This is a genomic window from Citrobacter sp. MGH 55 (assembly GCF_016906145.1).
In the GTDB taxonomy this organism is placed as follows: domain Bacteria; phylum Pseudomonadota; class Gammaproteobacteria; order Enterobacterales; family Enterobacteriaceae; genus Citrobacter_A; species Citrobacter_A amalonaticus.
In genome coordinates, this window is sequence record NZ_CP070239.1 from 3996177 (window position 1) to 4019612 (window position 23436).

24 protein-coding genes and 1 other annotated feature are annotated in these 23436 nt (G+C 53.3%); of the genes, 8 read left to right on the forward strand and 16 right to left on the reverse strand.

Features of this window, described 5'->3' with window-relative positions:
* The first annotated feature begins 81 nt into the window (after window positions 1-81).
* Window positions 82-1722 carry a medium-chain fatty-acid--CoA ligase gene (fadK, locus tag JTI98_RS16530; protein ID WP_216081547.1) on the forward strand — a complete coding sequence of 547 codons (1641 nt, stop codon included), beginning with the start codon at window positions 82-84 and terminating at the stop codon, window positions 1720-1722.
* Between the two features lie 37 nt (window positions 1723-1759).
* Here the strand turns inward: fadK and ppsA are convergent, their stop codons facing one another.
* On the reverse strand, window positions 1760-4138 hold the full coding sequence (gene ppsA, locus JTI98_RS16535) for a phosphoenolpyruvate synthase (RefSeq protein WP_043000863.1): 2379 nt from the start codon (window positions 4136-4138) through the stop codon (window positions 1760-1762).
* Between the two features lie 333 nt (window positions 4139-4471).
* Here ppsA and ppsR point away from each other — a divergent pair, with 333 nt between their 5' ends.
* The 3 genes from ppsR (at window position 4472) to hemP (ending at window position 6834) form a co-directional block, all read left to right on the forward strand.
* A complete protein-coding gene (gene ppsR / locus JTI98_RS16540) occupies window positions 4472-5305 on the forward strand; it encodes a posphoenolpyruvate synthetase regulatory kinase/phosphorylase PpsR (protein WP_043000864.1) in 834 nt (277 codons plus the stop codon).
* Window positions 5306-5461: 156 nt separating this feature from the next.
* Window positions 5462-6508: a 3-deoxy-7-phosphoheptulonate synthase AroH gene (aroH, locus tag JTI98_RS16545; protein WP_216081548.1), complete on the forward strand. Its 1047-nt coding sequence runs from the start codon at window positions 5462-5464 to the stop codon at window positions 6506-6508.
* A gap of 143 nt (window positions 6509-6651) precedes the next feature.
* Window positions 6652-6834 (forward strand): hemin uptake protein HemP, encoded by a 183-nt coding sequence (hemP, locus tag JTI98_RS16550; protein WP_216081549.1) that lies wholly within the window; start codon window positions 6652-6654, stop codon window positions 6832-6834.
* A 4-nt stretch (window positions 6835-6838) separates the two neighbouring features.
* Here hemP and selO read toward each other — a convergent pair whose 3' ends face one another.
* From selO to thrS, 14 genes are all read right to left on the reverse strand, one after another.
* A complete protein-coding gene (gene selO / locus JTI98_RS16555) occupies window positions 6839-8281 on the reverse strand; it encodes a protein adenylyltransferase SelO (RefSeq protein ID WP_216081550.1) in 1443 nt (480 codons plus the stop codon).
* Between the two features lie 61 nt (window positions 8282-8342).
* A complete protein-coding gene (locus JTI98_RS16560; RefSeq protein WP_058587982.1) occupies window positions 8343-9056 on the reverse strand; it encodes an EAL domain-containing protein in 714 nt (237 codons plus the stop codon).
* A gap of 221 nt (window positions 9057-9277) precedes the next feature.
* Complete coding sequence (locus JTI98_RS16565) at window positions 9278-9742, reverse strand: C40 family peptidase (protein ID WP_216081551.1); 465 nt, start codon at window positions 9740-9742, stop codon at window positions 9278-9280.
* Between the two features lie 77 nt (window positions 9743-9819).
* Window positions 9820-10569, reverse strand: a complete 750-nt coding sequence (gene btuD / locus JTI98_RS16570; RefSeq protein ID WP_061070191.1) for a vitamin B12 ABC transporter ATP-binding protein BtuD — start codon at window positions 10567-10569, stop codon at window positions 9820-9822.
* Window positions 10569-11120, reverse strand: a complete 552-nt coding sequence (locus tag JTI98_RS16575) for a glutathione peroxidase (RefSeq protein WP_058587980.1) — start codon at window positions 11118-11120, stop codon at window positions 10569-10571. The genes btuD and JTI98_RS16575 overlap by 1 nt, the downstream gene beginning before the upstream one ends.
* Before the next feature lie 63 nt (window positions 11121-11183).
* Complete coding sequence (gene btuC, locus JTI98_RS16580; protein WP_043000872.1) at window positions 11184-12164, reverse strand: vitamin B12 ABC transporter permease BtuC; 981 nt, start codon at window positions 12162-12164, stop codon at window positions 11184-11186.
* A gap of 100 nt (window positions 12165-12264) precedes the next feature.
* Window positions 12265-12564 (reverse strand): integration host factor subunit alpha, encoded by a 300-nt coding sequence (ihfA, locus tag JTI98_RS16585; protein WP_001229265.1) that lies wholly within the window; start codon window positions 12562-12564, stop codon window positions 12265-12267.
* Between the two features lie 4 nt (window positions 12565-12568).
* A complete protein-coding gene (pheT, locus tag JTI98_RS16590) occupies window positions 12569-14956 on the reverse strand; it encodes a phenylalanine--tRNA ligase subunit beta (RefSeq protein WP_046402030.1) in 2388 nt (795 codons plus the stop codon).
* 15 nt (window positions 14957-14971) lie between these two features.
* The gene (gene pheS, locus JTI98_RS16595) at window positions 14972-15955 is read right to left on the reverse strand and encodes a phenylalanine--tRNA ligase subunit alpha (RefSeq protein ID WP_044327574.1); all 984 of its coding nucleotides are present in this window, start codon (window positions 15953-15955) and stop codon (window positions 14972-14974) included.
* 62 nt (window positions 15956-16017) lie between these two features.
* Window positions 16018-16141 (reverse strand) — a sequence feature (Phe leader region).
* Window positions 16092-16136 carry a pheST operon leader peptide PheM gene (gene pheM, locus JTI98_RS16600; RefSeq protein ID WP_001386830.1) on the reverse strand — a complete coding sequence of 15 codons (45 nt, stop codon included), beginning with the start codon at window positions 16134-16136 and terminating at the stop codon, window positions 16092-16094. It overlaps the preceding feature by 45 nt.
* A 120-nt stretch (window positions 16142-16261) precedes the next feature.
* The gene (gene rplT / locus JTI98_RS16605; RefSeq protein ID WP_000124850.1) at window positions 16262-16618 is read right to left on the reverse strand and encodes a 50S ribosomal protein L20; all 357 of its coding nucleotides are present in this window, start codon (window positions 16616-16618) and stop codon (window positions 16262-16264) included.
* Window positions 16619-16706: 88 nt separating this feature from the next.
* Window positions 16707-16904 carry a 50S ribosomal protein L35 gene (gene rpmI / locus JTI98_RS16610; RefSeq protein ID WP_003030583.1) on the reverse strand — a complete coding sequence of 66 codons (198 nt, stop codon included), beginning with the start codon at window positions 16902-16904 and terminating at the stop codon, window positions 16707-16709.
* Window positions 16905-16999: 95 nt separating this feature from the next.
* The gene (gene infC, locus JTI98_RS16615) at window positions 17000-17542 is read right to left on the reverse strand and encodes a translation initiation factor IF-3 (RefSeq protein WP_043000875.1); all 543 of its coding nucleotides are present in this window, start codon (window positions 17540-17542) and stop codon (window positions 17000-17002) included.
* 3 nt (window positions 17543-17545) lie between these two features.
* Window positions 17546-19474, reverse strand: coding sequence for a threonine--tRNA ligase (gene thrS, locus JTI98_RS16620; RefSeq protein WP_043000876.1), 1929 nt, complete (start codon window positions 19472-19474; stop codon window positions 17546-17548).
* Between the two features lie 366 nt (window positions 19475-19840).
* On the opposite strand from thrS, the gene yniD reads away from it, so the two are divergent.
* A complete protein-coding gene (yniD, locus tag JTI98_RS16625; protein WP_086512613.1) occupies window positions 19841-19948 on the forward strand; it encodes a small membrane protein YniD in 108 nt (35 codons plus the stop codon).
* Window positions 19949-20071: 123 nt separating this feature from the next.
* Here the strand turns inward: yniD and JTI98_RS16630 are convergent, their stop codons facing one another.
* A complete protein-coding gene (locus JTI98_RS16630) occupies window positions 20072-20830 on the reverse strand; it encodes a YdiY family protein (RefSeq protein WP_043000877.1) in 759 nt (252 codons plus the stop codon).
* Between the two features lie 286 nt (window positions 20831-21116).
* Here JTI98_RS16630 and pfkB point away from each other — a divergent pair, with 286 nt between their 5' ends.
* The 3 genes from pfkB to JTI98_RS16645 all read left to right on the forward strand — a co-directional run bounded on the left by pfkB (window position 21117) and on the right by JTI98_RS16645 (window position 23406).
* Window positions 21117-22049 carry a 6-phosphofructokinase II gene (gene pfkB / locus JTI98_RS16635; RefSeq protein ID WP_044254802.1) on the forward strand — a complete coding sequence of 311 codons (933 nt, stop codon included), beginning with the start codon at window positions 21117-21119 and terminating at the stop codon, window positions 22047-22049.
* Window positions 22050-22148: 99 nt separating this feature from the next.
* A complete protein-coding gene (ghoS, locus tag JTI98_RS16640) occupies window positions 22149-22439 on the forward strand; it encodes a type V toxin-antitoxin system endoribonuclease antitoxin GhoS (RefSeq protein WP_216081552.1) in 291 nt (96 codons plus the stop codon).
* Between the two features lie 106 nt (window positions 22440-22545).
* Window positions 22546-23406 (forward strand): fructosamine kinase family protein, encoded by an 861-nt coding sequence (locus JTI98_RS16645; RefSeq protein WP_043000880.1) that lies wholly within the window; start codon window positions 22546-22548, stop codon window positions 23404-23406.
* Window positions 23407-23436 lie beyond the last annotated feature (30 nt).

Genomic DNA, 23436 nt, shown 5'->3' on the forward strand with positions numbered 1-23436 from the left:
CACAAATGCCGGAGAGTGACGCCAGGCGTCTTATCCGGCCTGCAATCCCCTACTCCCCCCTTGATAGACCGGGAACCTCCGATGAGTGTCACATTAACGTTTGACGCCGGGCGGCGGGACGCATACCGCAAGCTTGGCTTTTGGGGCGATGCCTCGCTGGGAGACTACTGGCAACATACCGCACGCAGCGTGCCAGACAAAATCGCCGTCGTGGATAACCACGGTACGGAATTCACTTACGCCGCCCTCGACCACGCGGCAAGCTGTCTGGCGAGCTGGATGTTGGCGAACGGCATTCAGCCCGGCGACCGCGTCGCTTTTCAGCTTCCCGGCTGGTGCGAATTTACCGTTATCTATCTCGCCTGTCTGAAAACCGGCGCCGTATCCGTTCCCCTGCTGCCCGCCTGGCGCGAAGCTGAGCTGGTGTGGGTGCTGAACAAATGTCAGGCAAAACTGTTTTTCGCCCCAACCGTGTTTAAACAGACACGCCCGGTCGATTTGATCTTGCCGCTGCAAAACCAGTTGCCGCATCTGCAACACGTTATCGGCGTCGATAAACTGGCACCGGCGACAACCACGCTCGCCCTCAGCCAGATCGTTGCGGACAACGCGCCACTTGCCCGTCACATTCAGGTTCACGGCGACGAGCTGGCCGCCGTGCTGTTTACCTCTGGCACCGAGGGACTACCAAAAGGCGTCATGCTCAGCCACAACAATATTCTCGCCAGCGAGCGGGCCTACTGCGCGCGTCTGAATCTGACCTGGCTGGACGTCTTTCTGATGCCAGCGCCGCTGGGACACGCCACCGGTTTTTTACACGGCGTGACGGCACCGTTTCTGATCGGCGCGCGCAGCGTGCTACTGGATATTTTTACCCCAACGGCCTGCCTTGCGCTTCTGGAACAACAGCGCTGTACCTGCGTCTTAGGGGCGACGCCGTTTGTGTACGACCTGCTCTGTACCGTGGAACAGCAGCCTGCCGACCTCTCTTCGCTGCGTTTCTTTTTGTGCGGAGGAACGACCATTCCGCAGCGCATTGCTCGCGACTGCCGGCAGCGCGGCATTAAACTGCTCAGCGTTTATGGTTCGACGGAAAGCTCGCCGCATGCGGTAGTGAATCTCGACGATCCCCCTTCCCGTATGATGAATACCGATGGCTACGCGGCGGCAGGCGTGGAGATCAGAATTGTTGATGAGGCGCGTAATCCCGTGCCTCCGGGCGTTGAAGGGGAAGAGGCATCGCGCGGACCGAACGTCTTTATGGGCTATCTTGACGAGCCTGAGTTAACCGCCCGGGCGCTGGATAGCGAGGGCTGGTACTACAGTGGCGATCTCTGTCGGATGGACGAGGCGGGCTACATTCAGATAACCGGGCGCAAGAAAGATATTATCGTTCGGGGCGGAGAAAACATCAGCAGTCGCGAAGTGGAAGATATTCTGTTGCAGCACCCCCGCATTCACGATGCCTGTGTGGTTGCTATGCCGGACGAACGTTTAGGCGAGCGTTCCTGTGCCTACATCGTGCTGAAAGCGCCGCATCATTCACTGTCGCTGGAAGAAGTGGTTGCCTTCTTTAGCCGTAAACGGGTAGCGAAATATAAGTATCCAGAGCACATTGTGGTGGTCGAAAAGTTACCCAGAACGGCATCCGGGAAGATCCAGAAGTTCCTGTTACGCCAGGATATTATTCAGCGGTTAGCGTCGGAATGCCGTGAGGCATAAATTGCCGGATAGCGGCGCATCGCCATCCGGCAGTACCTTACTTCTTCAGTTCCGCCAGGCTCAGCCAGGTCTGGACAACGGTATCCGGGTTCAGCGACAGGCTGTCGATCCCCTCTTCCATCAGCCAGGCGGCAAAGTCTTCGTGGTCAGACGGACCCTGACCGCAAATCCCGACGTATTTACCCTGTTTCTTCGCGGCGCGAATCGCCATCGACAGCAGCGCTTTCACCGCGTCGTTACGCTCATCAAACAGCTCTGATACCACACCAGAGTCACGATCCAGACCCAGCGCCAACTGTGTCATGTCGTTAGAACCGATCGAGAAGCCGTCAAAGTATTGCAGGAACTGTTCAGCCAGCAGGGCGTTGGACGGAATCTCACACATCATGATGATCTTCAAACCATTCTCGCCGCGTTTCAGCCCCTGACGCGCCAGCTCTTCCACGACTGCTTTTGCCTGCTCAACGGTACGGACGAACGGGATCATGATTTCGACGTTAGTCAGTCCCATCTCATTACGCACGCGTTTCACCGCGTCGCATTCCAGCGCAAAGCAATCACGGAAGCTGTCCGACACATAGCGACCCGCGCCACGGAAGCCCAGCATCGGGTTCTCTTCCTCTGGCTCGTAGCGTTCACCACCCACCAGGTTTGCGTACTCATTCGACTTAAAGTCGGACAAACGCACAATCACGCGTTTCGGCCAGAACGCCGCGCCGAGGGTGGCGATCCCTTCTGTCAGGCGACCCACGTAAAATTCACGCGGAGAATCAAAGCCTTTCATCATCTCGCGGATTTCGTTTTGCAGTTTGGCATCTTGATCGTCAAACTCCAGCAGCGCACGCGGGTGGACGCCAATCATACGGTTGATGATAAATTCCAGACGCGCCAGGCCAACGCCTTCGTTTGGCAGACAGGCGAAGTCAAACGCCCGATCCGGGTTACCGACGTTCATCATCACCTTCAGCGGCAAATCCGGCATCGTATCGACGCTGGAGCTCTTAACGCTGAAGTCGAGCATGTCGGCGTACACGTAGCCTGTATCGCCTTCTGCGCAGGAAACGGTGACCTTCTCGTCATCCTTCATGCGCTCAGTGGCATCGCCGCAGCCCACCACCGCCGGGATCCCCAGTTCACGCGCGATAATGGCCGCGTGACAGGTACGACCGCCACGGTTAGTGACAATCGCCGCCGCTTTTTTCATGATCGGTTCCCAGTCCGGGTCGGTCATGTCGGTGACCAGCACGTCGCCAGGCTCAATGCGGTTCATCTCGCTGATATCATGAATGACTTTTACCGGGCCTGCCCCGATGCGGTGACCGATAGCACGGCCTTCCGCAATGATTTTGCCCTGCGCGTGCAGCGTGTAACGCTCCATCACCTGGCCGCGAGAACGCACGGTTTCAGGACGAGCCTGGACGATGAACAGTTTGCCGGTATGACCATCTTTCGCCCACTCGATGTCCATCGGACGACCGTAGTGTTTTTCAATCTGTACCGCCTGTTTCGCCAGTTCCTGCACTTCGTCGTTGGTCAAGGAGAAAATGTCACGGCTTTCCTGCGGCACATCTTCAATGGTGACCTGTTTGCCGTGTTCCTGGGTCGGCGCATAGACCATGCGGATTTTTTTCGAGCCCATCGTGCGGCGCACAATAGACGGGCGATTGGCCGCCAGCGTCGGTTTGTGGACATAGAACTCATCCGGGTTTACCGCGCCCTGTACTACCATCTCGCCCAGCCCCCACGCGGAGGTGATAAACACCACCTGGTCAAAGCCAGATTCAGTATCGATGGAGAACATCACGCCGGACGACGCCAGATCGGAACGCACCATCCGCTGGACACCCGCAGAGAGCGCCACGCCACGGTGGTCATAGCCCTGGTGAACGCGATAGGAGATTGCGCGGTCGTTAAACAGCGAGGCAAACACGTGCTTCACGGCGACCAGTACGGCGTCAAAGCCCTGGACGTTGAGGAAGGTTTCCTGCTGCCCGGCAAAAGAGGCATCCGGCATATCTTCCGCAGTGGCAGATGAACGCACGGCGAAAGAAGCATGTTGATCGTCCGCGGAGAGTTGCGCGTAGGCATCACGGATAGCATTTTCCAGCTCAGGCTGGAAAGGAGTGTCGATAATCCACTGGCGGATCTGCGCGCCGGCCTTCGCTAACGCGTTAACATCGTCAATATCCGTTTGATCCAGCAGTTCATAGATGCGCTGGTTTACACCGCTTTGGTCCAGAAACTGGTTAAACGCATCGGCGGTTGTGGCAAAACCATTCGGTACCGATACACCCATACCGGAAAGGTTAGTAATCATTTCACCCAGGGAGGCATTTTTGCCCCCAACTCTGTCTACATCATTCATGCCGAGTTGGTTATACCAAAGCACCAGCGGTGACGAGCCATTGTTGGACATCGAACAATCCTTTTGTGATAAATGAACGAGTTTAGGAAACGCTTAATTACGTATTTATCTTTGCATATTTAACCCGCTTAAAAAAACGGTGAATCGTTCAAGCAAATATATTTTTTATTTTTTCGGACAGTTTACCCATTTGCGCAAACCCGCGAATGGCGGGCGATCCCCACAAAATGTGTCGGTATAAACATCTGTTCCATAAAATGAAATGCACTTTTCATAAAATATAAAAATACCATTTCATTTTCAAAATAAGCGTTATTTTCTACGCTTCAGAGTAATTTTAATTTATGCTTTCAGAGAATTATGACTGACTTTCAGGGTGTGAAAATGGATAATGCTGTAGATCGTCACGTGTTTTATATTTCCGATGGAACGGCAATTACCGCTGAAGTGTTGGGCCATGCGGTGATGTCACAGTTCCCCGTCACTATCAGCAGTATTACGCTGCCGTTTGTTGAAAATGAGAACCGCGCCCGCGCCGTTAAAGACCAAATCGACGCCATTTATCAACAAACCGGCGTGCGCCCTTTGGTGTTCTATTCGATTGTATTACCGGAGATCCGTTCCATCATTCTGCAAAGCGAAGGCTTCTGTCAGGATATCGTGCAGGCGCTGATCACCCCGCTACAGCACGAGATGAAACTCTACCCCACGCCGATTGCTCACCGGACGCACGGGCTGAATCCGGGTAACCTGAACAAGTACGATGCGCGAATCGCCGCCATTGATTATACCCTTGCCCACGATGACGGCATTTCGTTGCGCAACCTCGACCAGGCGCAGGTGATTTTGTTGGGCGTCTCGCGCTGTGGCAAAACGCCCACCAGCCTCTACCTGGCAATGCAGTTTGGCATCCGCGCGGCAAACTATCCTTTTATTGCCGACGACATGGACAATCTGGTTCTGCCTGCATCGTTAAAACCCCTGCAACATAAGCTGTTTGGTCTGACGATTGACCCTGAACGTCTGGCCGCCATCCGCGAAGAACGCCGGGAAAACAGTCGCTATGCCTCCCTGCGTCAGTGCCGTATGGAAGTGGCCGAAGTCGAGGCGCTCTACCGTAAGAACCAGATCCCGTGGTTGAACAGTACTAACTATTCAGTTGAAGAGATTGCTACCAAAATCCTCGATATCATGGGATTAAGTCGACGCATGTACTAATAAACTAGTTCACGAGTTCTGTTTTTTTGTTATCATACCGTTCTGCCGCGAGGTGTGACGCACCTCGCACTTGAAATCAGCAGGGATTGGTTTAAGGTTGTGCCCATCACTTCCCGGTACCTCTGCCGTAGAAGCCACAAATTTCTGAGAATTATCATGAACAGAACCGATGAACTGCGTACCGCGCGTATAGACAGTCTGGTCACGCCCGCTGAACTTGCGCAACGGCATCCTGTGTCGCCCGCCGTCGCCAGCCACGTCACCGACTCCCGACGCCGGATAGAAAGAATATTGAATGGTGAAGACCGCCGCTTGCTGGTTATTGTAGGTCCGTGCTCCATTCACGATCTCGATGCCGCACTGGAGTATGCCACGCGTTTACAGGCGCTGCGCACGCAGCATCAGGCGCGCCTGGAAATCGTCATGCGCACCTATTTTGAAAAACCACGTACCGTTGTCGGCTGGAAGGGACTCATTTCCGACCCGGATCTCAACGGCAGCTATCGCGTGAATCACGGCATTGAACTGGCGCGTAAACTGCTGTTGCAGGTCAATGAACTGGGCATCCCAACCGCGACGGAATTTCTCGATATGGTGACCGGTCAATTTATTGCCGACTTGATCAGTTGGGGCGCCATTGGCGCGCGGACCACCGAAAGCCAGATCCACCGCGAAATGGCCTCGGCGCTCTCCTGCCCGGTCGGCTTTAAAAACGGGACCGACGGAAATACCCGTATCGCCGTTGACGCGATCCGCGCTTCCCGCGCCAGCCATATGTTCCTCTCCCCCGATAAAACCGGTCAGATGACCATTTATCAGACCAGCGGCAACCCTTATGGCCATATCATTATGCGCGGTGGCAAAAAGCCGAACTACCATGCTGAAGATATTGCTACAGCTTGCGATACGCTGCATGAATTTGATTTACCAGAACATCTGGTCGTCGATTTCAGCCACGGCAACTGCCAGAAGCAGCATCGCCGTCAACTGGATGTCTGTGATGATATTTGCCAGCAAATCCGTAACGGATCGACAGCCATCGCCGGCATTATGGCGGAAAGCTTCCTGCGTGAAGGTACGCAGAAAATTGTCAGCGGGCAGCCGCTGGTTTATGGTCAGTCGATAACCGATCCTTGCCTTAACTGGGAAGACACTGAACTGCTGCTGAGCAAACTGGCCTCGGCGGTGGACAGCCGCTTCTGATCGTCCGCCCATCCGTACAGGGTGGGCATATTCTCCCCCCCTTTTCGCAAACTACCACATTTAATACTTGTTGTTATCGTGCACTTTATTGATAATAAAAATCATTGTTACATTAATTATTATTAATAAATCGTGATACCCGTATGGATAACATTGAGTCACCCCGCCTTAAGGAACGAGAAAACGCGGCTCTCACACCTGCGCCCATCCGCAAGATCAGCAGTCAGAAACTGTTAGGTGATGAAGGTAAAGTGATTATCGATCACAACGGTCAGGAATACCTGCTGCGTCAAACGCAAGCAGGTAAACTCTTGCTGACTAAATAGCGCTTCAGCTTGAACAGCTGACTTCCAGGCGTTTGCCCCAGTCCGGCGGACGCTGGCTGTAGTCATCATCGCGCTCGCGGAAAGGCTCGCGCAATATGGCATGTAAGCGATGCAGTTCACTCATGTCGCCTTTCTCCGCCGCCGCAATCGCCCGCTGCGCCAGCCAGTTACGCAGCACCACCGCAGGATTGGCGCTCAGCATTAGCGACTGACGCGCAGCATCATCGACTGCATCGCGCTGCAAACGCGTTCTGTAACGTGTGAACCAGTCATCAAAGGCGGCGCGATCAATAAATTCGTCGCGCAGTGGAGAGACGGCATTCTGCTGCTCTGTCATGCTTAGCATGCGGAAAGTACGGGTATAGTCACTGTGCTCGCGGGCCATCAGGCTGAACAATTCGTTCAACAGATCGTTGTCATCTTTTTGTTCGGTCATGAACCCCAGTTTCTGCCGCATCCGCTGACCGTAGCGCGTCAGTAGCGCCACCTGGTACCCGTCGAGGGCATCATTGAGCGCCTCAACGGTGATGAAAGGCGACAGACTTTGCGCAAGGCGCTGAAGATTCCACAAGCCTACCGCCGGTTGATTGTCAAAGCTGTAGCGCCCCTGGTGGTCAGAATGGTTGCAAATGAAGCCCGGTTCATAGTCATCCAGGAACCCAAACGGACCGTAGTCCATCGTCAGCCCGAGGATCGACATGTTATCGGTGTTCATCACCCCGTGCGCGAAACCCACGGTTTGCCAGTCGGCGATCAGTGACGCGGTCCGCGCGACCACGTCGCGAAACCAGAGAATGTACTTATCGGCGTCTTGCAGGAGATGCGGCCAGTAATGACGAATGGAGAAATCCGCCAGTTGCTGAACTTTTTCCGGCTCGCGACGGTAATAAAAATGCTCAAAATGACCGAAGCGCAAATGGCTTTGCGCCAGTCGCATCAGCATCGCCCCTGCCTCCACCGTTTCGCGGTAAACCGGTGTTTCACTGGTGACAATCGTCAGCGCCCGGGTCGTCGGTATCCCCAGGTAGTGCATCGCTTCACTGGCAAGGCTTTCTCGGATCGTGGAGCGCAATACCGCACGACCATCACCCATGCGCGAATACGGCGTCAAACCCGCGCCTTTCAGGTGCCAGTCCATTGTGCTGCCATCGGCAAGCAACTGCTCACCGAGCAGAATGCCGCGCCCGTCACCCAGTTGACCCGCCCAGACGCCGAACTGATGACCGCTATAGACCTGCGCCAGCGGAGACATCCCCGGCAACAGCGCCTCGCCGCCCCAGACACCCACCGGGCTGTCAGGATGAAAAAGGGAATCGGGGATGCCCAGTTGTTCGGCAAGCGCATCGTTGTGCCAAATCAGTCGCGAGTGATTCAGCGGTGTTGGCGACAGAGCGGTAAATGTTGCTGGCAGTTCATCGCGCCAGCGGGTTGTAAAAGACAGGGTCATAGGGCCTCCTGCCTGTAGTGTAGACGGTTATTTCCGTCATAAACACCAGCAAACAGAAAGGTTATCCGTGGAGTAATTGGGTGACCTGACTGGCCGTGACGGCAGGCCACAGCCCGCCCTGCATACCGCTAAAACCGAATGGCGTCACGCGGGTCAACATCGCTTCGCTGTCGATACCGGCGATCATCAGCGATTCGCAATAAGGCGACACTTGCGTAAGGATGGCGCGCATGAACGGTTCGAAGGAAAGACGAGTGGCCCGACGATGGACAAAATTCCGGTCGAGGATAATTCGTTTAAATAATCCATCGAATATGGCTTTGTTGGCACTTTCCCCTGCGCCGAAATTGGCCAGTACCAGAGGAAAACGTTCAGCCAGCGCATGCAACGTTTTATTCTCTTTGCCTTCAGACAGTTCGGGAAAATTCTCATTTATCATGAGTTCGAGAAACGAAAACCGTTTAACGGCAGAAACGCACTCACTATTGGTTAATAATAACGGTACAACTGCCGGGGTTATATAAATCCAGGCGACAAGTTTATGTTGAATAAAAAAATGTTGGCACGTTTCGATCAGCGCCAGCTTTTCGATAAATAACTGGCACTGTTCTTCGGGAGAAAGTCGCGGAAGCACCAGTTCAGTTGGGATACGAACGTCACCGTCTTCACTGACAAAGTTCGCGATAACGCTTAAACCGATAAGTTTTCGTTGTACATTCCTGGCGGGCTGAAAATAGAGTTCAGAATGATACACATTATCCAGTGAAACATTCATCACGGCAGTCCCACATACAGGGAGTGATTCGGCAACCTATTACACAGGATGTCGTCATCCATCTTTTTTAATGCCAGAAGGAAAATGTTCATGTTGTCCTTTTCACCCGGAGTCCCGGTTCCTTAGTATTCAGCTTATCCTGATTATAAACGCTTATCCAGCATTGTTCTTTTTCGGCAATAAAAGCGAGGGACATCCTCAATCGAAATAACGCCCTACGACTAAATGCGTCTCGCCTGCCAAAAGTTTTTCCGCCAGTAGACATTATCCAGCGACGAACGCATCACGCCACGACTGGTTGAGGCATGAATAAACTGACCGTTAGTATCATAAATACCCACATGTAAACCGCTCTCTCCCGACCCGGTTTTGAAAAACACCAGATCGCCAGGCAACAAGTCGTTTTTATCGATTTCCGTCCCCAGTTTTGCCTGTTGACGGGTTTCGCGCGGCAGCTGCAAAGAGAACTGATCGCGCATGGTCATCAGCACAAAACCGGAACAATCCACACCACCGCGACTCATGCCGCCGTAACGATAGGGCGTCCCGCGCCAGGTCTGGAGTTGATCATTTAACCCGGCAATCACGGTAATGGAATCAGAGAGCCGGGCATTGGGCGGCGGCGCTCGGTGGCTACTACATCCGGCCAACAACAGTGCTGTGCAAAAAAGAAACCAGAAACGCATTCAGGCGAATCCTCTGTATTTTTATTCTTCACCCCTTATAGCGGGTATTTACGCGGGTTTTCAAGAAACCATTTCGTTTAAGTGGTTGATATAATCATTCTGTGACCTTCGATGTCAAGACGCCGGAAGTGCAGACCATACGCCTGCGCTAAATGCGCTGGCGTCAGCACTTCATCACGTGGACCGCTGGCGAGCAGTTTCCCCTGTTTGAGCAACCACGCCCGGTGCGCGTGGCGCAAGGTATGATTCAGGTCGTGACTGCTCATCACGATGGCAATCCCCTGCTGGCACAAGCGGTGCAGAATGCGATCCAGCGCATTTTGCTGCGCGACATCAAGGCTGTTCATGGGCTCATCGAGGAGCAATAGCTGTCCCTGTGGGTTGGTCTCTGGCGCGATTTGCAGGATCACCGCGGCAAGACGGACGCGCTGCCATTCCCCGCCTGAGAGCTCCTTCGCATTGCGTTCAAGTTTGTCCGCCAGCCCCAGCGACTCGGCCACCGCCATCAACTGGTCCGTGCGCGTTTTGTCTGGCTGATGTAGCGTCAGGAAGTGCCATACCGGCATCGCGAAGGGCGGATTTTGCTGCTGCGCCAGATAAGCACGATGGCGGGCAAGTTTAGCGGCGGGCCACAACGCCAGCTCAGTCCCCGCCAGAGCGATCGTTCCTGTCCCACTGGTTAACCCTGCCATCCGCGCCAGCAGCGTGCTCTTCCCGGCGCCGTTCGGCCCCACAAGATGCAGGATCTCCCCTGCCCGAATCTCACCGGACAGAGGCCCTAACCGGGTCGATTCCGCCACATCCTGTAACTGCATCACTGAAGACATTATTTAGCCAACGCGAGTTTGATGCTTTCCATCACAATCGGATCTTCCGGCGTCATATCCGGAGAGAAACGCTGTATCACCTTGCCATCACGGCCTACGAGGAACTTCTCAAAGTTCCACAGGATATCGTCAGGATAGAGCGGCGCACGCCCTTTGCTGACCATTCGCTCATAGAAACCACTCTCTTCAGGGGCCACTGCCGTCGGTGCCGCCTCAATCAGCTTCTGGTACAGCGGATGACGCCCCTCCCCGTTTACCTCAATCTTGCTGAACATCGGGAAGGTCACGCCCCAGGTCGTCGCGCACCAGGTTTTAATCTCGTCATCACTGCCAGGTTCCTGCCCAAGGAACTGATTGCAGGGAAAGCCCAGCACAATAAAGCCACGGTCGGCCCACGCTTTCTGAATATTTTCCAGTTGCTCATACTGTGGGGTAAGTCCGCATTTTGAAGCTACGTTAACAATCAGCAGAACATTACCTGTGTATTTCTCAAGCGTGGTCACTTCGCCATCAATCGTTGTCACTACCGTGTTCAGAATCGAGTCTTGCATAACCTCTCCAGGATCGTGAGTGATTCAAATACCAGCTTCTAATCATAGACTGTCTTGTCGTACCTAACGTCCGGCTTTGAGTAACAGCCAGATAAAAACCGGTGCGCCGAGCGTCGCGGTGACCACGCCAATCGGCAATTCGGCTGAGGCCAGCGCCAGGCGAGCGACCACATCGGCCAGCAGTAGCGCAATGGCCCCCGCCAGCGCACAGGCAGGTAACAGCACGCGATGGTCCGTTAAGCCGCACAGGCGTAAAATATGGGGGATGACCAGGCCAATAAAACCAATGGCCCCGGCCAGCGCCACGCTGACACCGACCATCCATCCGGTGGCAACCACCAACAGATTTCGCCAGAACCACAGGGGGAGTCCCAGTTGTCGGGCAGAGGTTTCCCCCAACGCCAGCATGTTCATCGCCTGCGACTGGCAGCAGATCCACACCAGCACCGGAATCAGGGCCAGCATCAGCCAGGACTGCTCCCAGTTAACGCCACCGAATCCCCCCATCATCCAGTACATCAACTGACGCAGATCGAATGAGGTAGAAAAATAGATGGCCCAGGTCATCAGCGCGCTACAGATAATCCCCAGCGCCACGCCGGCAAGCAGCAGGCGGCTGGTCGAAAGATGACGACGGGCAAAACGCAGGAGGATCAACGTGATGACCAGCGCACCGGCAATCGCGCACAGTCCAAGCGCCCAGTGCGGCAGTATGCCCTTCCCCAGCAGCACGGCGGCGATAAGCCCCACGCCCGCACCGTTGGAGACGCCGAGCAACCCCGGCTCCGCGAGCGGGTTTTCAAACAGCGCCTGCATCACTGCGCCGGACAAAGCCAGCGCCGCGCCCACCAGCAGAACCGCCAGCGCGCGCGGAAGGCGAATTTGCCAGACAAAGAGTTCGCCACGGGGCGTCAGCCAGTCAGCGGGCGATATCCACTGCTCTCCAGCGCACAGGCTCAACCACAGTGTCAGTAACATCAGTACCGACAGACTCAGGATCCAGCGCACATGTTGTCGCTGTTGTTGACGGGCAAAAGTCAGCATGATTTCCGTTCAACTGAAAAGGATGTCATTGATTCTACGGTGCGATACCCCCGCAGAAAAGAAAAAAGGCCGCAAAAGCGGCCTTTTTGGTTAGATCTGATTACTCATCTTTGGGCGAAGCGTTTTCGACTCGGCTCTTTAACTTCTGTCCGGGTCTGAAGGTCACCACGCGCCGTGCTGTAATGGGAATATCTTCGCCCGTTTTCGGGTTACGTCCCGGACGTTGATTCTTATCACGCAGATCGAAGTTACCAAAACCAGAGAGTTTTACCTGCTCACCGTTTTCCAGAGCACGACGGATCTCTTCGAAAAACAGTTCGACCAGTTCTTTGGCATCCCGCTTGCTAAGCCCAAGCTTATCAAACAGATATTCTGACATTTCAGCTTTTGTAAGCGCCATAGGTTCAATCCCTCAATGATGCCTGGAATCGCTCTTTTAATGCCTCTACACATTTGGCGACGGTAGCGGCAATCTCCTCTTCTTCGAGTGTACGGCTGGTATCCTGAAGGATCAGGCTAATGGCGAGGCTCTTATACCCCTCCGCAACACCCTTACCACGGTACACGTCAAATAAGTTTACGCCAACTACCTGATTTACGCCAACTTTCTTACACTCGGATAAAATATCAGCAGCGGGAACGTTTTCGGCGACAACCACAGCGATGTCGCGACGGTTCGCCGGGAAGCGTGAAATCTCGCGCGCCTGAGGCACCACGCGGTCTGCGAGCTTGTTCCACTCCAGTTCGAACACCAGAGTACGGCCATTGAGATCCAGCTTACGTTCCAGCTCAGGATGAACAACACCAATGAAACCAATGCGTTCACCTTTCAGATAAATCGCGGCTGACTGTCCCGGATGCAGTGCCGGATTGGCTTCTGCTCTGAACTGAATGTCACCGAGTTTACCAGTCAGATCCAACACCGCTTCCAGATCGCCCTTCAAATCATAGAAATCAACGGTCTCTTTTGCCAGATCCCAGTGCTCATCATAGCGGTTACCGCAAATAACCCCCGCCAGCATCAGATCCTGACGAATGCCCAGATTGGCCTGGGTATCCGGCACAAAACGCAGCCCACTTTCAAAAATACGTACGCGGTTCTGTTGACGATTCTGGTTATAGACTACCGTTGCCAGTAATCCCGTCCACAACGACAGACGCATTGCCGACATTTCACTGGAGATCGGGCTTGGCAGCAGCAGCGCCTCTTCACCCGGATGGAGCAACTGCTGCACTTTCGGGTCAACAAAGCTGTAAGTAATGACTTCCTGGTAGCCTTTGTCATTCAATAGCGTTTTCACACGCTTCAGCGACAAATTCGCTTCACGGTGCGTCCCCATAATCAGACCCGCCTGGATCGGTTCATCAGGGATGTTGTCGTAGCCATACACGCGGGCGACTTCTTCAACCAGGTCTTCTTCAATTTCCATATCGAAGCGCCAACTTGGCGCAACGGCTTGCCACTCGCCTTGACCTTCGGTCACTTCACAGCCCAAACGGCGCAGGATATCGCTGACCTGTGCATCGGCAATGTGATGGCCAATCAGACGATCCAGCTTGCTGCGACGCAGCGTAATGGTCGCGCGCTTCGGCAGCGTGGTTTCATCCGTCACATCAATGATCGGACCAGCTTCGCCGCCGCAGATGTCAATCAGCAAACGGGTAGCACGTTCCATCGCTTTGTACTGCAGAGCCGGATCCACACCGCGCTCATAACGGTGAGACGCATCGGTATGCAGACCATGACGACGTGCGCGACCGGTAATTGACAGTGGGCTGAAGAAAGCGCATTCCAGCAGCACATTTTGCGTTTCATCATTCACGCCAGAATGCTCACCACCGAAGATACCGCCCATCGCCAGCGCTTTATGATGATCGGCAATCACCAGCGTATCAGCGTTAAGCTTTGCTTCTGTGCCATCAAGCAGTACCAGCGTTTCGCCCTCTTTCGCCATGCGCACGACAATCCCGCCTTCAATGCGGTCTTTATCAAAGGCGTGCATCGGCTGACCCAGCTCAAGCAATACATAGTTGGTCACGTCAACCACGGCATCAATGGAGCGGATACCGCAACGGCGCAGTTTTTCTTTCATCCACAGCGGGGTTGGCGCTTTCACATTGATGCCTTTGACGACGCGACCCAGATAGCGCGGGCAGGCGTCGGTGGCGTCTACGGTAATCGGCAGGACATCAGTGACGGTTGCTGCTACCGGCGTGATTTCCGGCTCAACCAGCGGCGCTTTGTTCAGCACAGCCACGTCACGGGCGACACCGATGATGCCTAAGCAGTCAGCACGGTTAGGGGTCACGCTGATCTCAATGGTGTTGTCATCAAGCTTCAGGTATTCGCGGATGTCGGTACCGACAGGCGCATCGGCCGGCAGTTCAATAATGCCGCTGTGATCGTCTGAAATCCCCAGCTCGGAGAAGGAGCACAGCATGCCTTCAGACGGCTCGCCACGCAGCTTAGCGGCTTTAATTTTGAAATCGCCCGGCAGAACGGCACCGATGGTGGCAACCGCCACTTTCAGCCCCTGACGGCAGTTTGGCGCGCCGCAGACGATGTCCAGCAGACGCTCGCCACCGACATTCACTTTCGTCACGCGCAGTTTGTCCGCATTCGGGTGCTGGCCGCATTCAACCACTTCACCCACGACGACGCCATTAAATGCACCGGCAACCGCTTCAACACCGTCAACTTCCAGGCCTGCCATGGTGATTTGATTCGACAGCGCGTCGCTATCGATAGCCGGGTTAACCCATTCGCGTAACCACAGTTCACTGAATTTCATTGTTTTATCCTGCCTTTATTTAAACTGTTTGAGGAAACGCAGATCGTTTTCGAAGAACGCACGCAGGTCAGTCACACCGTAACGCAACATGGTCAGACGCTCCATCCCCATCCCAAATGCGAAACCTGAGTAGACTTCCGGGTCGATACCAACATTACGCAGAACGTTCGGATGCACCATGCCGCAGCCCAGCACTTCCAGCCATTTACCGTTTTTCCCCATCACGTCCACTTCGGCGGACGGCTCAGTAAACGGGAAATAGGAAGGACGGAAACGAATCTGCAAATCTTCTTCAAAGAAGTTACGCAGGAAGTCATGCAGCGTCCCTTTCAGATTGGTAAAGCTGATGTTGGTATCCACAATCAGGCCTTCCATCTGGTGGAACATCGGTGTGTGCGTCTGATCGTAGTCGTTACGATACACGCGACCCGGCGCGATAATACGAATCGGCGGCTGCTGATCTTTCATGGTACGGATCTGTACGCCGGATGTCTGGGTACGCAGCAGACGCGTTGCATCAAACCAGAAGGTGTCGTGATCGGCGCGAGCCGGGTGGTGACCAGGAATATTCAGCGCATCGAAGTTGTGGTAGTCATCTTCGATTTCCGGGCCGGTCGCCACGGTAAAGCCAAGCTCACCAAAGAAGCTTTCAATGCGATCGATGGTACGGGTGACCGGATGCAGACCGCCATTTTCAATGCGACGCCCCGGCAGAGAAACGTCGATGGTTTCCGCTGCCAGACGCGCATTCAGCGCGGCGTTTTCCAGATCTGCCTTACGCGCGTTGAGTGCCTGCTGTACCTGCTCTTTCGCTTCGTTAATCACCGCACCGGCGGCAGGACGTTCTTCAGCTGGCAGCTCGCGCAGCGTCGTCATCTGAAGGGTCAGGTGCCCTTTTTTGCCCAAATATTCGACGCGCACATTGTCTAACGCGGCAACATCTGACGCCTGATTAATGGCCGCCTTCGCACTGGCTACCAGTTCTGCGAGATGTGACATGGTTTTCCTCATTGTGTCGGTGAAGACACCGGTTCGTTGAACGTAATCTCTCGATTTCGGGCACAAAAAAAGCCTCCATCAGGAGGCTTTTTTGCGCTGTTTTTCGTTTCTTCTTTCACGCGCTAGCCTCCTGAAGTCAGGTGCTAAAGTAAAAAAAGAAGCGGAAAATAGCAGCATTCATGCTTGCGTTACCTTGTGTGGTAAAAACCGGAGAACCTTTATTGAAAAGGGTTACGGATCAATTGTCAACTTATTGACGGAACAACAAATAAAAGAGAGGGAGCCAGGCTCCCTCTTTTCACTGGCTTATGCCAGAGCTGCTTTCGCTTTTTCGACCAGAGCGGTGAACGCTACTTTGTCGAATACGGCGATGTCAGCCAGGATCTTACGGTCGATTTCAACAGAGGCTTTTTTCAGGCCGTTGATGAATTTGCTGTAAGAAATACCGTTCTGACGTGCTGCTGCGTTGATACGCGCAATCCACAGTTGACGGAACTGACGCTTACGTTGACGACGGTCACGGTAAGCATACTGACCTGCTTTGATGACGGCCTGGAAGGCAACGCGGTATACGCGAGAACGCGCACCGTAGTAACCTTTGGCTTGTTTCAAAATTTTCTTGTGACGTGCGCGTGCAATTACACCACGTTTTACGCGAGCCATAGTGCTCTCCTGTATCTATTCTGATTTGCCCCCCTTTCACCACAGTGAAATCGGTTGGGCATTAAAAATTTAAAAAAACGTTAACGGCTTATGCGTACGGCAGGCACGCGATAACCAGACCCAGATCGCCTTTAGAAACAAGGCCTTTTGGACGCAGGTGACGTTTACGCTTAGTTGATTTTTTGGTCAGAATATGACGCAGGTTTGCGTGCTTACGCTTAAATCCACCACCACCGGTTTTTTTGAAGCGCTTAGCAGCACCGCGTACGGTCTTAATTTTTGGCATTTTAATAACTTCCACTTCGCATTGTTAATAAATGAAACCCAGGCGAGCAAAACCTGTGAAGCCCAAAGGCTTCACAGGAAATACTACTTGAAGGCCTACTGTTTCTTCTTGGGAGCGAGCACCATGATCATCTGGCGGCCTTCGATCTTCGTTGGGAAGGATTCGACTACTGCCAGTTCACTCAGATCGTCACGAACGCGCGTCAGCACTTCCATACCAATCTGTTGGTGGGCCATCTCACGACCGCGGAAACGCAGTGTGATCTTGGCCTTATCGCCATCTTCCAGAAAGCGAATCAGGCTGCGGAGTTTTACCTGATAATCGCCATCGTCGGTACCAGGACGGAATTTAATTTCCTTAACCTGGATAACTTTTTGCTTTTTCTTCTGTTCCTTAGAAGACTTACTCTTTTCATAAAGGAACTTGCCGTAGTCCATGATACGACAAACTGGCGGTTCGGCGTTAGGGCTGATTTCAACTAAATCTACTCCAGCCTCTTCAGCTTTTTCGATTGCTTCTCTCAGACTCACAATACCCAGCTGCTCGCCTTCCAGACCTGTTAAGCGAACTTCCTGGGCGCGAATCTCGCCATTGATACGATTCGGACGTGCCGTTTGAACTCGTTTTCCGCCTTTAATACCTTATTCCTCCAGTTGTTGAAGACTGCGGCTGCGAATCTCTTGTTGCAGCTTCTCAATCACTTCACTTACGTCAAGGCTGCCCAGGTCTTTCCCGCGGCGAGTGCGAACGGCAACTTTGCCTGCTTCCACTTCTTTATCACCACAGACCAACATATAAGGGACACGACGTAAAGTGTGCTCGCGGATTTTAAAGCCTATCTTCTCATTTCTCAAGTCTGCTTTTACACGAATGCCCGCATTTTGAAGTTTCTGCGTCAATTCGTTAACGTATTCAGACTGTGAATCAGTAATGTTCATCACCACTACCTGAACCGGCGCAAGCCAGGTCGGGAAGAAGCCAGCGAATTCTTCAGTCAGGATACCGATAAAACGTTCCATAGACCCAAGAATTGCGCGGTGAATCATTACCGGTACCTGACGCTCATTGTTTTCGCCCACATAGGAGGCGCTCAGACGAGACGGCAGGGAGAAGTCCAGCTGTACTGTACCGCACTGCCATGCGCGATCGAGGCAGTCATACAGGGTAAATTCAATTTTCGGACCGTAGAAGGCGCCTTCACCCAGTTGATATTCAAATGGGATATTGTTTTCTTCCAGCGCAACGGCCAGGTCCGCCTCAGCACGATCCCACATTTCGTCGCTACCGATACGTTTTTCGGGGCGAGTGGAGAGTTTGACAACGATTTTCTCGAAGCCAAATGTGCTGTACATATCGTAGACCATACGGATGCAGGCGTTAACTTCATCGCGGATTTGCTCTTCAGTACAGAAGATATGCGCATCATCCTGGGTGAAGCCACGTACACGCATCAGACCATGCAACGCGCCTGACGGCTCGTTACGGTGGCAGCTACCAAACTCTGCCATACGCAGCGGCAGGTCGCGGTAGGATTTCAGGCCCTGATTAAAGATCTGTACGTGACCCGGACAGTTCATCGGCTTGATGCAGTATTCACGGTTCTCTGAAGAGGTGGTGAACATCGCATCTTTGTAGTTGTCCCAGTGCCCGGTTTTTTCCCACAGCACGCGGTCCATCATGAACGGCCCTTTCACTTCCTGATACTGATACTCTTTGAGCTTGGAACGCACAAAGACTTCCAGTTCGCGGAAAATAGTCCAGCCGTCGTTATGCCAGAACACCATACCCGGTGCTTCTTCCTGCATGTGATACAGGTCAAGCTGCTTACCAATTTTACGGTGGTCACGTTTTGCCGCTTCTTCCAGACGTTGCAGATAAGCGCTGAGGGCCTTTTTATCTGCCCAGGCCGTTCCGTAGATACGCTGCAACATCTTATTGTCGCTGTCGCCGCGCCAGTACGCGCCTGCGGTTTTCATCAGTTTAAAGTGATGGCAGAAGCGCATATTCGGCACGTGCGGACCGCGGCACATATCGACATATTCTTCATGATGATACAAACCAGGTTTGTCATCATGGGCAATGTTTTCATCAAGAATGGAGACTTTATAGATCTCGCCACGCTTCACGAAGGTTTCACGCGCTTCGTGCCAGCTGACTTTCTTCTTAATGACGTCGTAATTTTTCTCAGCGAGCTCGTGCATCCGCTTCTCGAGCGCATCGATATCTTCCTGGGTCAACGTACGGTCAAGGTCTACGTCATAGTAGAAGCCGTTGTCGACAACCGGACCGATAGCCATTTTGGTATTCGGCCAAAGTTGTTTGATCGCATGACCTAACAGGTGCGCGCAGGAGTGACGAATAATCTCCAGCCCTTCTTCATCTTTTGCGGTGATGATAGAGAGCGTCGCATCATTTTCGATCAGGTCAGAAGCATCAACCAGCTCGCCATTAACACGGCCAGCAAGGGTGGCTTTCGCCAGACCTGGACCAATGTCCAGCGCAACATCCATAGGGCTTACAGCGTGGTCGTAATGGCGTTGACTGCCATCAGGAAGAGTAATAACAGGCATGTTATGTCCTTATTTGCAGTGGTGACCCATACGCAAGATCACATACAAAGAGAAAATTTATTTGTTTACAGTTAGTTGTGCAGCCATCTAACCAACAATTGCTAAATTGGCACACAATCTGGTTCACATCCGCTTTCGCTACGCAAGCGCGGCAATGTGGTCGAACGATGGTAACACTAAAAAAAGGGAGAATGCACCCTTCTGTTTTATATTGGGCTGGATCATGACGTCAGCAAGCGTTTTTCGCCTCCTCCTCTCACCTGCCCTGAAGGATTGTCCTGGAGACAGGATGAATATCCATTCACTGACTGGCTGACAGTTTTGTTACACTAGGATTAACCGTCTGAAATCGACAGGATATAAATGATGCCATCAAATCGCTTCGCCAAAAAACACTGGAAAATGGTGGTCGTCCTGATCGTCATCTGTGGCGCAATGTTATTACTACGCTGGGCGGCAATGATTTGGGGATAGTCGTGAAACGCTGCGCCGTCGTGATTCAGGCAGCGTGCACATTCTGGACAAAAACGCTGAAGGGCAAATCGACGTCAGACACCGTAATAAAAAAGCCAGACTGACGAACAGTCTGGCCTCAGTTTACATCCGGTAGCCCAGAGAGACGGTGGTACGTCTGTCCGTATGCTCCGGTGCCGTTTCCGGCGGTTCGGAGTTCCACGTCACGTTGTACGCCACCTTCAGACCAAAGTGCTCATTGATTGCCACATTTAGCGCCGTCTCGGAGTTCAGCGTCGTATCTTCAGCACCGAACACCGACACGCCTTGCGTAAATTTGGTGTTGTCTGATATCTGCCAGGCATACGCGCCAGAGGCATAGCCCAGCGGCTGCGTTTCCGTCGTGCCATCCGTATGTTCGTCGTACCGTACGCCCGGACCGAATTCAAAACGGAAACTGTGTACGGGACCGTTAAGGAACTGGCGACCATAACCGGCAGTGAACACGTCGCGCTCACGGTAGCCGTTATAACGGTCCGTCAGCCAACTCGCCTGGCCAAAAAGATAGTCATAATCGGTCACGTTGTAACGACTACGACCGCCAACCGCATATTTCTCTGAAGAACGTTCATCATTGGAAGAAGTGTTGCTCGCGTTCCCCCACAGTGACCAGGCCGTTGTTTGGCCGTACCAGGTCATGGTCGTGTCCGCGGTCAAAGAAGAACTTTTCGTGTTGCCTGACTGCGCAAGATAACCGGCATTGAGATTGCCTTCGAAGGGTTTCTTCGCACTTGAGGGGTCATCCATGACAGTAAAAACGGAATCATCGGCAGTTGCATACATCGACGCAAACATGCCCCCCGCCAGCAGAACGGCAGCGGGAACTGTCTTTAAAAGCTTCATTTATAAAGAGTCCGTACAACAAAAAAAGAGACCATTACGGTCCCGGAAACTTTCAGAGGGATCAATGACAAACGCCCCAGGAAAGGTAACAAATTATAAAAAGGCTCGAATAACATAGCAATGAATTCTTATTTCATTTTTTGAATAAGAGAGCTCTCAAAACAATTAAATATTTATATATCCTTACGGTAAATTAAATAAATAAACTTTAATTAATCATATTGTTAATGACTTCACTTTAGGGCTATTCGGTGCCAGACTGAACATAGCCTAACAGGAGGTAACGATGGTACGTATCTATACGTTGACGCTTGCGCCCTCTCTCGATAGCGCAACGATCACTCCGCAAATCTATCCCGAAGGGAAACTCCGCTGTACTGCCCCGGTATTTGAGCCTGGCGGCGGTGGCATTAATGTCGCTCGCGCCATCGCCCATCTGGGCGGAACGGCAACCGCTATTTTCCCCGTCGGGGGGGCAACCGGTGAACACCTGGTGACCCTGCTCGCTGACGAAAACGTTCCGGTCGCAACCATTGATGCAAAAGACTGGACGCGTCAGAACCTGCACGTTCATGTCGAATCCAGCGGTGAACAGTATCGCTTTGTGATGCCCGGCGCGGCTCTGAATGACGATGAGTTTCGCCAGATAGAAGAGCAGGTTCTGGAGATCGAGTCCGGTGCCATTCTGGTGATCAGCGGTAGTCTGCCGCCAGGCGTTAACGTTGAAAAACTCAGCCAGTTAATTACCGCCGCGCAGAAACAGGGGATCCGTTGCATCATTGACAGCTCCGGCGAGGCGCTGACGGCCGCGTTAGCGATTGGCAATATCGAACTGGTTAAACCCAATCAGAAAGAACTCAGTGCCCTGGTTAATCGCGAACTGACGCAACCTGATGACGTGCGCAACGCGGCACAGGAAATTGTCCGCAGCGGCAAGGCACAGCGCGTCGTCGTCTCGCTCGGTCCTCAGGGCGCACTGGGCGTGGACAGTAAAACCTGTGTACAGGTTGTGCCGCCACCGGTCAAAAGCCAGAGCACCGTGGGCGCGGGCGACAGTATGGTGGGAGCAATGACCCTCAAACTGGCTGAAGGCGCCTCGCTTGACGATATGGTGCGCTTCGGCGTGGCGGCCGGTAGCGCCGCCACCCTCAACCAGGGAACACGCCTGTGCTCCCATGACGATACACATAAAATCTACGCTTACCTTAGCCAGCCATAATAAATCCCCCTCTCTTCGAGGGGGAATTTTGCGTAAACCTGTCGGCTTACGCGTTCACCGTCTATGCTACAAACTCATGAGATTACAAAGGGGTGTCAAATGGCCAGTGGGGAAATCACCCGATATGTTGTTACTATCACGTTCCACGAGGACTCCTTAACGGAAATAAATGAACTGAATAATCATCTTACCCGTGCCGGTTTTCTACTCACTCTTACGGATGATGACGGTAATGTGCATGAACTGGGAACCAATACCTTTGGGTTGATTAGCGCCCAGAGTCCGTACGAGGTCAAAGCTCTGGCCGCGGGACTGGCTGAAAGTGCGTTAGATAAAATGCCGGAGGTCAGCGTGGTGACCTGGGACGAGTGGGATCTCAGCGGACAATAAATGCCATTACCACGAAAACACGTCCACGGTGTGCGTTAGTTCGTGTTTTTTTACCGCATCTTTGCGCTAACCTTATGATCTGGCAGACAACATGGGGAGAGACATCATGTGGCAGGCTATCAGTCGTCTTTTAAGCGAGCAACTCGGTGAAGGCGAAATCGAACTGCGTAACGAACTGCCTGGCGGAGAAATTCATGCCGCGTGGCATTTACGCTATGCGGGACGCGATTTCTTCGTTAAATGTGATGAGCGAGAACTGCTTCCAGGCTTCACGGCAGAAGCCGACCAATTAGAACTGTTATCACGCAGCCATACGGTGACGGTCCCCAAAGTGTGGGCGGTGGGTGCGGATCGTGATTACAGCTTTCTGGTGATGGATTATCTCCCTCCCCGCCCCCTGGATGCGCACAGTGCGTTTATTCTGGGGCAGCAGCTTGCCCACCTGCATGAATGGAGCGATCAGCCGCAGTTTGGGCTGGACTTCGATAACGCGCTCTCGACCACGCCGCAACCCAATGCCTGGCAGCGCCGCTGGTCTACCTTCTTCGCCGAACAGCGCATTGGCTGGCAACTCGAACTGGCGGCGGAAAAAGGGATTGCCTTTGGTAATATCGACGCCATCGTCGAGCACGTGCAACAGCGTCTCGCCTCCCACCAGCCACAGCCCTCTTTATTACACGGCGATCTGTGGTCCGGGAACTGCGCGCTCGGACCAGACGGTCCGTATCTGTTTGACCCAGCCTGTTACTGGGGAGACAGGGAGTGCGACCTGGCGATGTTGCCGCTGCATACTGAACAGCCGCCGCAAATTTATGATGGTTATCAGTCGGTATCGCCGCTGCCGTTAGATTTTCTCGACCGGCAACCAGTATATCAACTGTATACCTTGCTCAACCGGGCAAGACTGTTTGGCGGCCAGCACCTGGTGATTGCGCAGAAGGCAATGGACAGACTACTCGCGGCGTAATCATGGTTGACATCAATTGGCCGCCGGATG

Bases quoted from the DNA above. Each gene is read 5' to 3' on its own strand.
- fadK (WP_216081547.1), top strand. From the start codon at position 82: ATGAGTGTCACATTAACGTTTGACGCCGGGCGGCGGGACGCATACCGC.
- ppsA (WP_043000863.1), bottom strand. From the start codon at position 4,138: ATGTCCAACAATGGCTCGTCACCGCTGGTGCTTTGGTATAACCAACTC.
- ppsR (WP_043000864.1), top strand. From the start codon at position 4,472: ATGGATAATGCTGTAGATCGTCACGTGTTTTATATTTCCGATGGAACG.
- aroH (WP_216081548.1), top strand. From the start codon at position 5,462: ATGAACAGAACCGATGAACTGCGTACCGCGCGTATAGACAGTCTGGTC.
- hemP (WP_216081549.1), top strand. From the start codon at position 6,652: ATGGATAACATTGAGTCACCCCGCCTTAAGGAACGAGAAAACGCGGCT.
- selO (WP_216081550.1), bottom strand. From the start codon at position 8,281: ATGACCCTGTCTTTTACAACCCGCTGGCGCGATGAACTGCCAGCAACA.
- JTI98_RS16560 (WP_058587982.1), bottom strand. From the start codon at position 9,056: ATGAATGTTTCACTGGATAATGTGTATCATTCTGAACTCTATTTTCAG.
- JTI98_RS16565 (WP_216081551.1), bottom strand. From the start codon at position 9,742: ATGCGTTTCTGGTTTCTTTTTTGCACAGCACTGTTGTTGGCCGGATGT.
- btuD (WP_061070191.1), bottom strand. From the start codon at position 10,569: ATGTCTTCAGTGATGCAGTTACAGGATGTGGCGGAATCGACCCGGTTA.
- JTI98_RS16575 (WP_058587980.1), bottom strand. From the start codon at position 11,120: ATGCAAGACTCGATTCTGAACACGGTAGTGACAACGATTGATGGCGAA.
- btuC (WP_043000872.1), bottom strand. From the start codon at position 12,164: ATGCTGACTTTTGCCCGTCAACAACAGCGACAACATGTGCGCTGGATC.
- ihfA (WP_001229265.1), bottom strand. From the start codon at position 12,564: ATGGCGCTTACAAAAGCTGAAATGTCAGAATATCTGTTTGATAAGCTT.
- pheT (WP_046402030.1), bottom strand. From the start codon at position 14,956: ATGAAATTCAGTGAACTGTGGTTACGCGAATGGGTTAACCCGGCTATC.
- pheS (WP_044327574.1), bottom strand. From the start codon at position 15,955: ATGTCACATCTCGCAGAACTGGTAGCCAGTGCGAAGGCGGCCATTAAT.
- rplT (WP_000124850.1), bottom strand. From the start codon at position 16,618: ATGGCTCGCGTAAAACGTGGTGTAATTGCACGCGCACGTCACAAGAAA.
- rpmI (WP_003030583.1), bottom strand. From the start codon at position 16,904: ATGCCAAAAATTAAGACCGTACGCGGTGCTGCTAAGCGCTTCAAAAAA.
- thrS (WP_043000876.1), bottom strand. From the start codon at position 19,474: ATGCCTGTTATTACTCTTCCTGATGGCAGTCAACGCCATTACGACCAC.
- yniD (WP_086512613.1), top strand. From the start codon at position 19,841: ATGCCATCAAATCGCTTCGCCAAAAAACACTGGAAAATGGTGGTCGTC.
- JTI98_RS16630 (WP_043000877.1), bottom strand. From the start codon at position 20,830: ATGAAGCTTTTAAAGACAGTTCCCGCTGCCGTTCTGCTGGCGGGGGGC.
- pfkB (WP_044254802.1), top strand. From the start codon at position 21,117: ATGGTACGTATCTATACGTTGACGCTTGCGCCCTCTCTCGATAGCGCA.
- ghoS (WP_216081552.1), top strand. From the start codon at position 22,149: ATGGCCAGTGGGGAAATCACCCGATATGTTGTTACTATCACGTTCCAC.
- JTI98_RS16645 (WP_043000880.1), top strand. From the start codon at position 22,546: ATGTGGCAGGCTATCAGTCGTCTTTTAAGCGAGCAACTCGGTGAAGGC.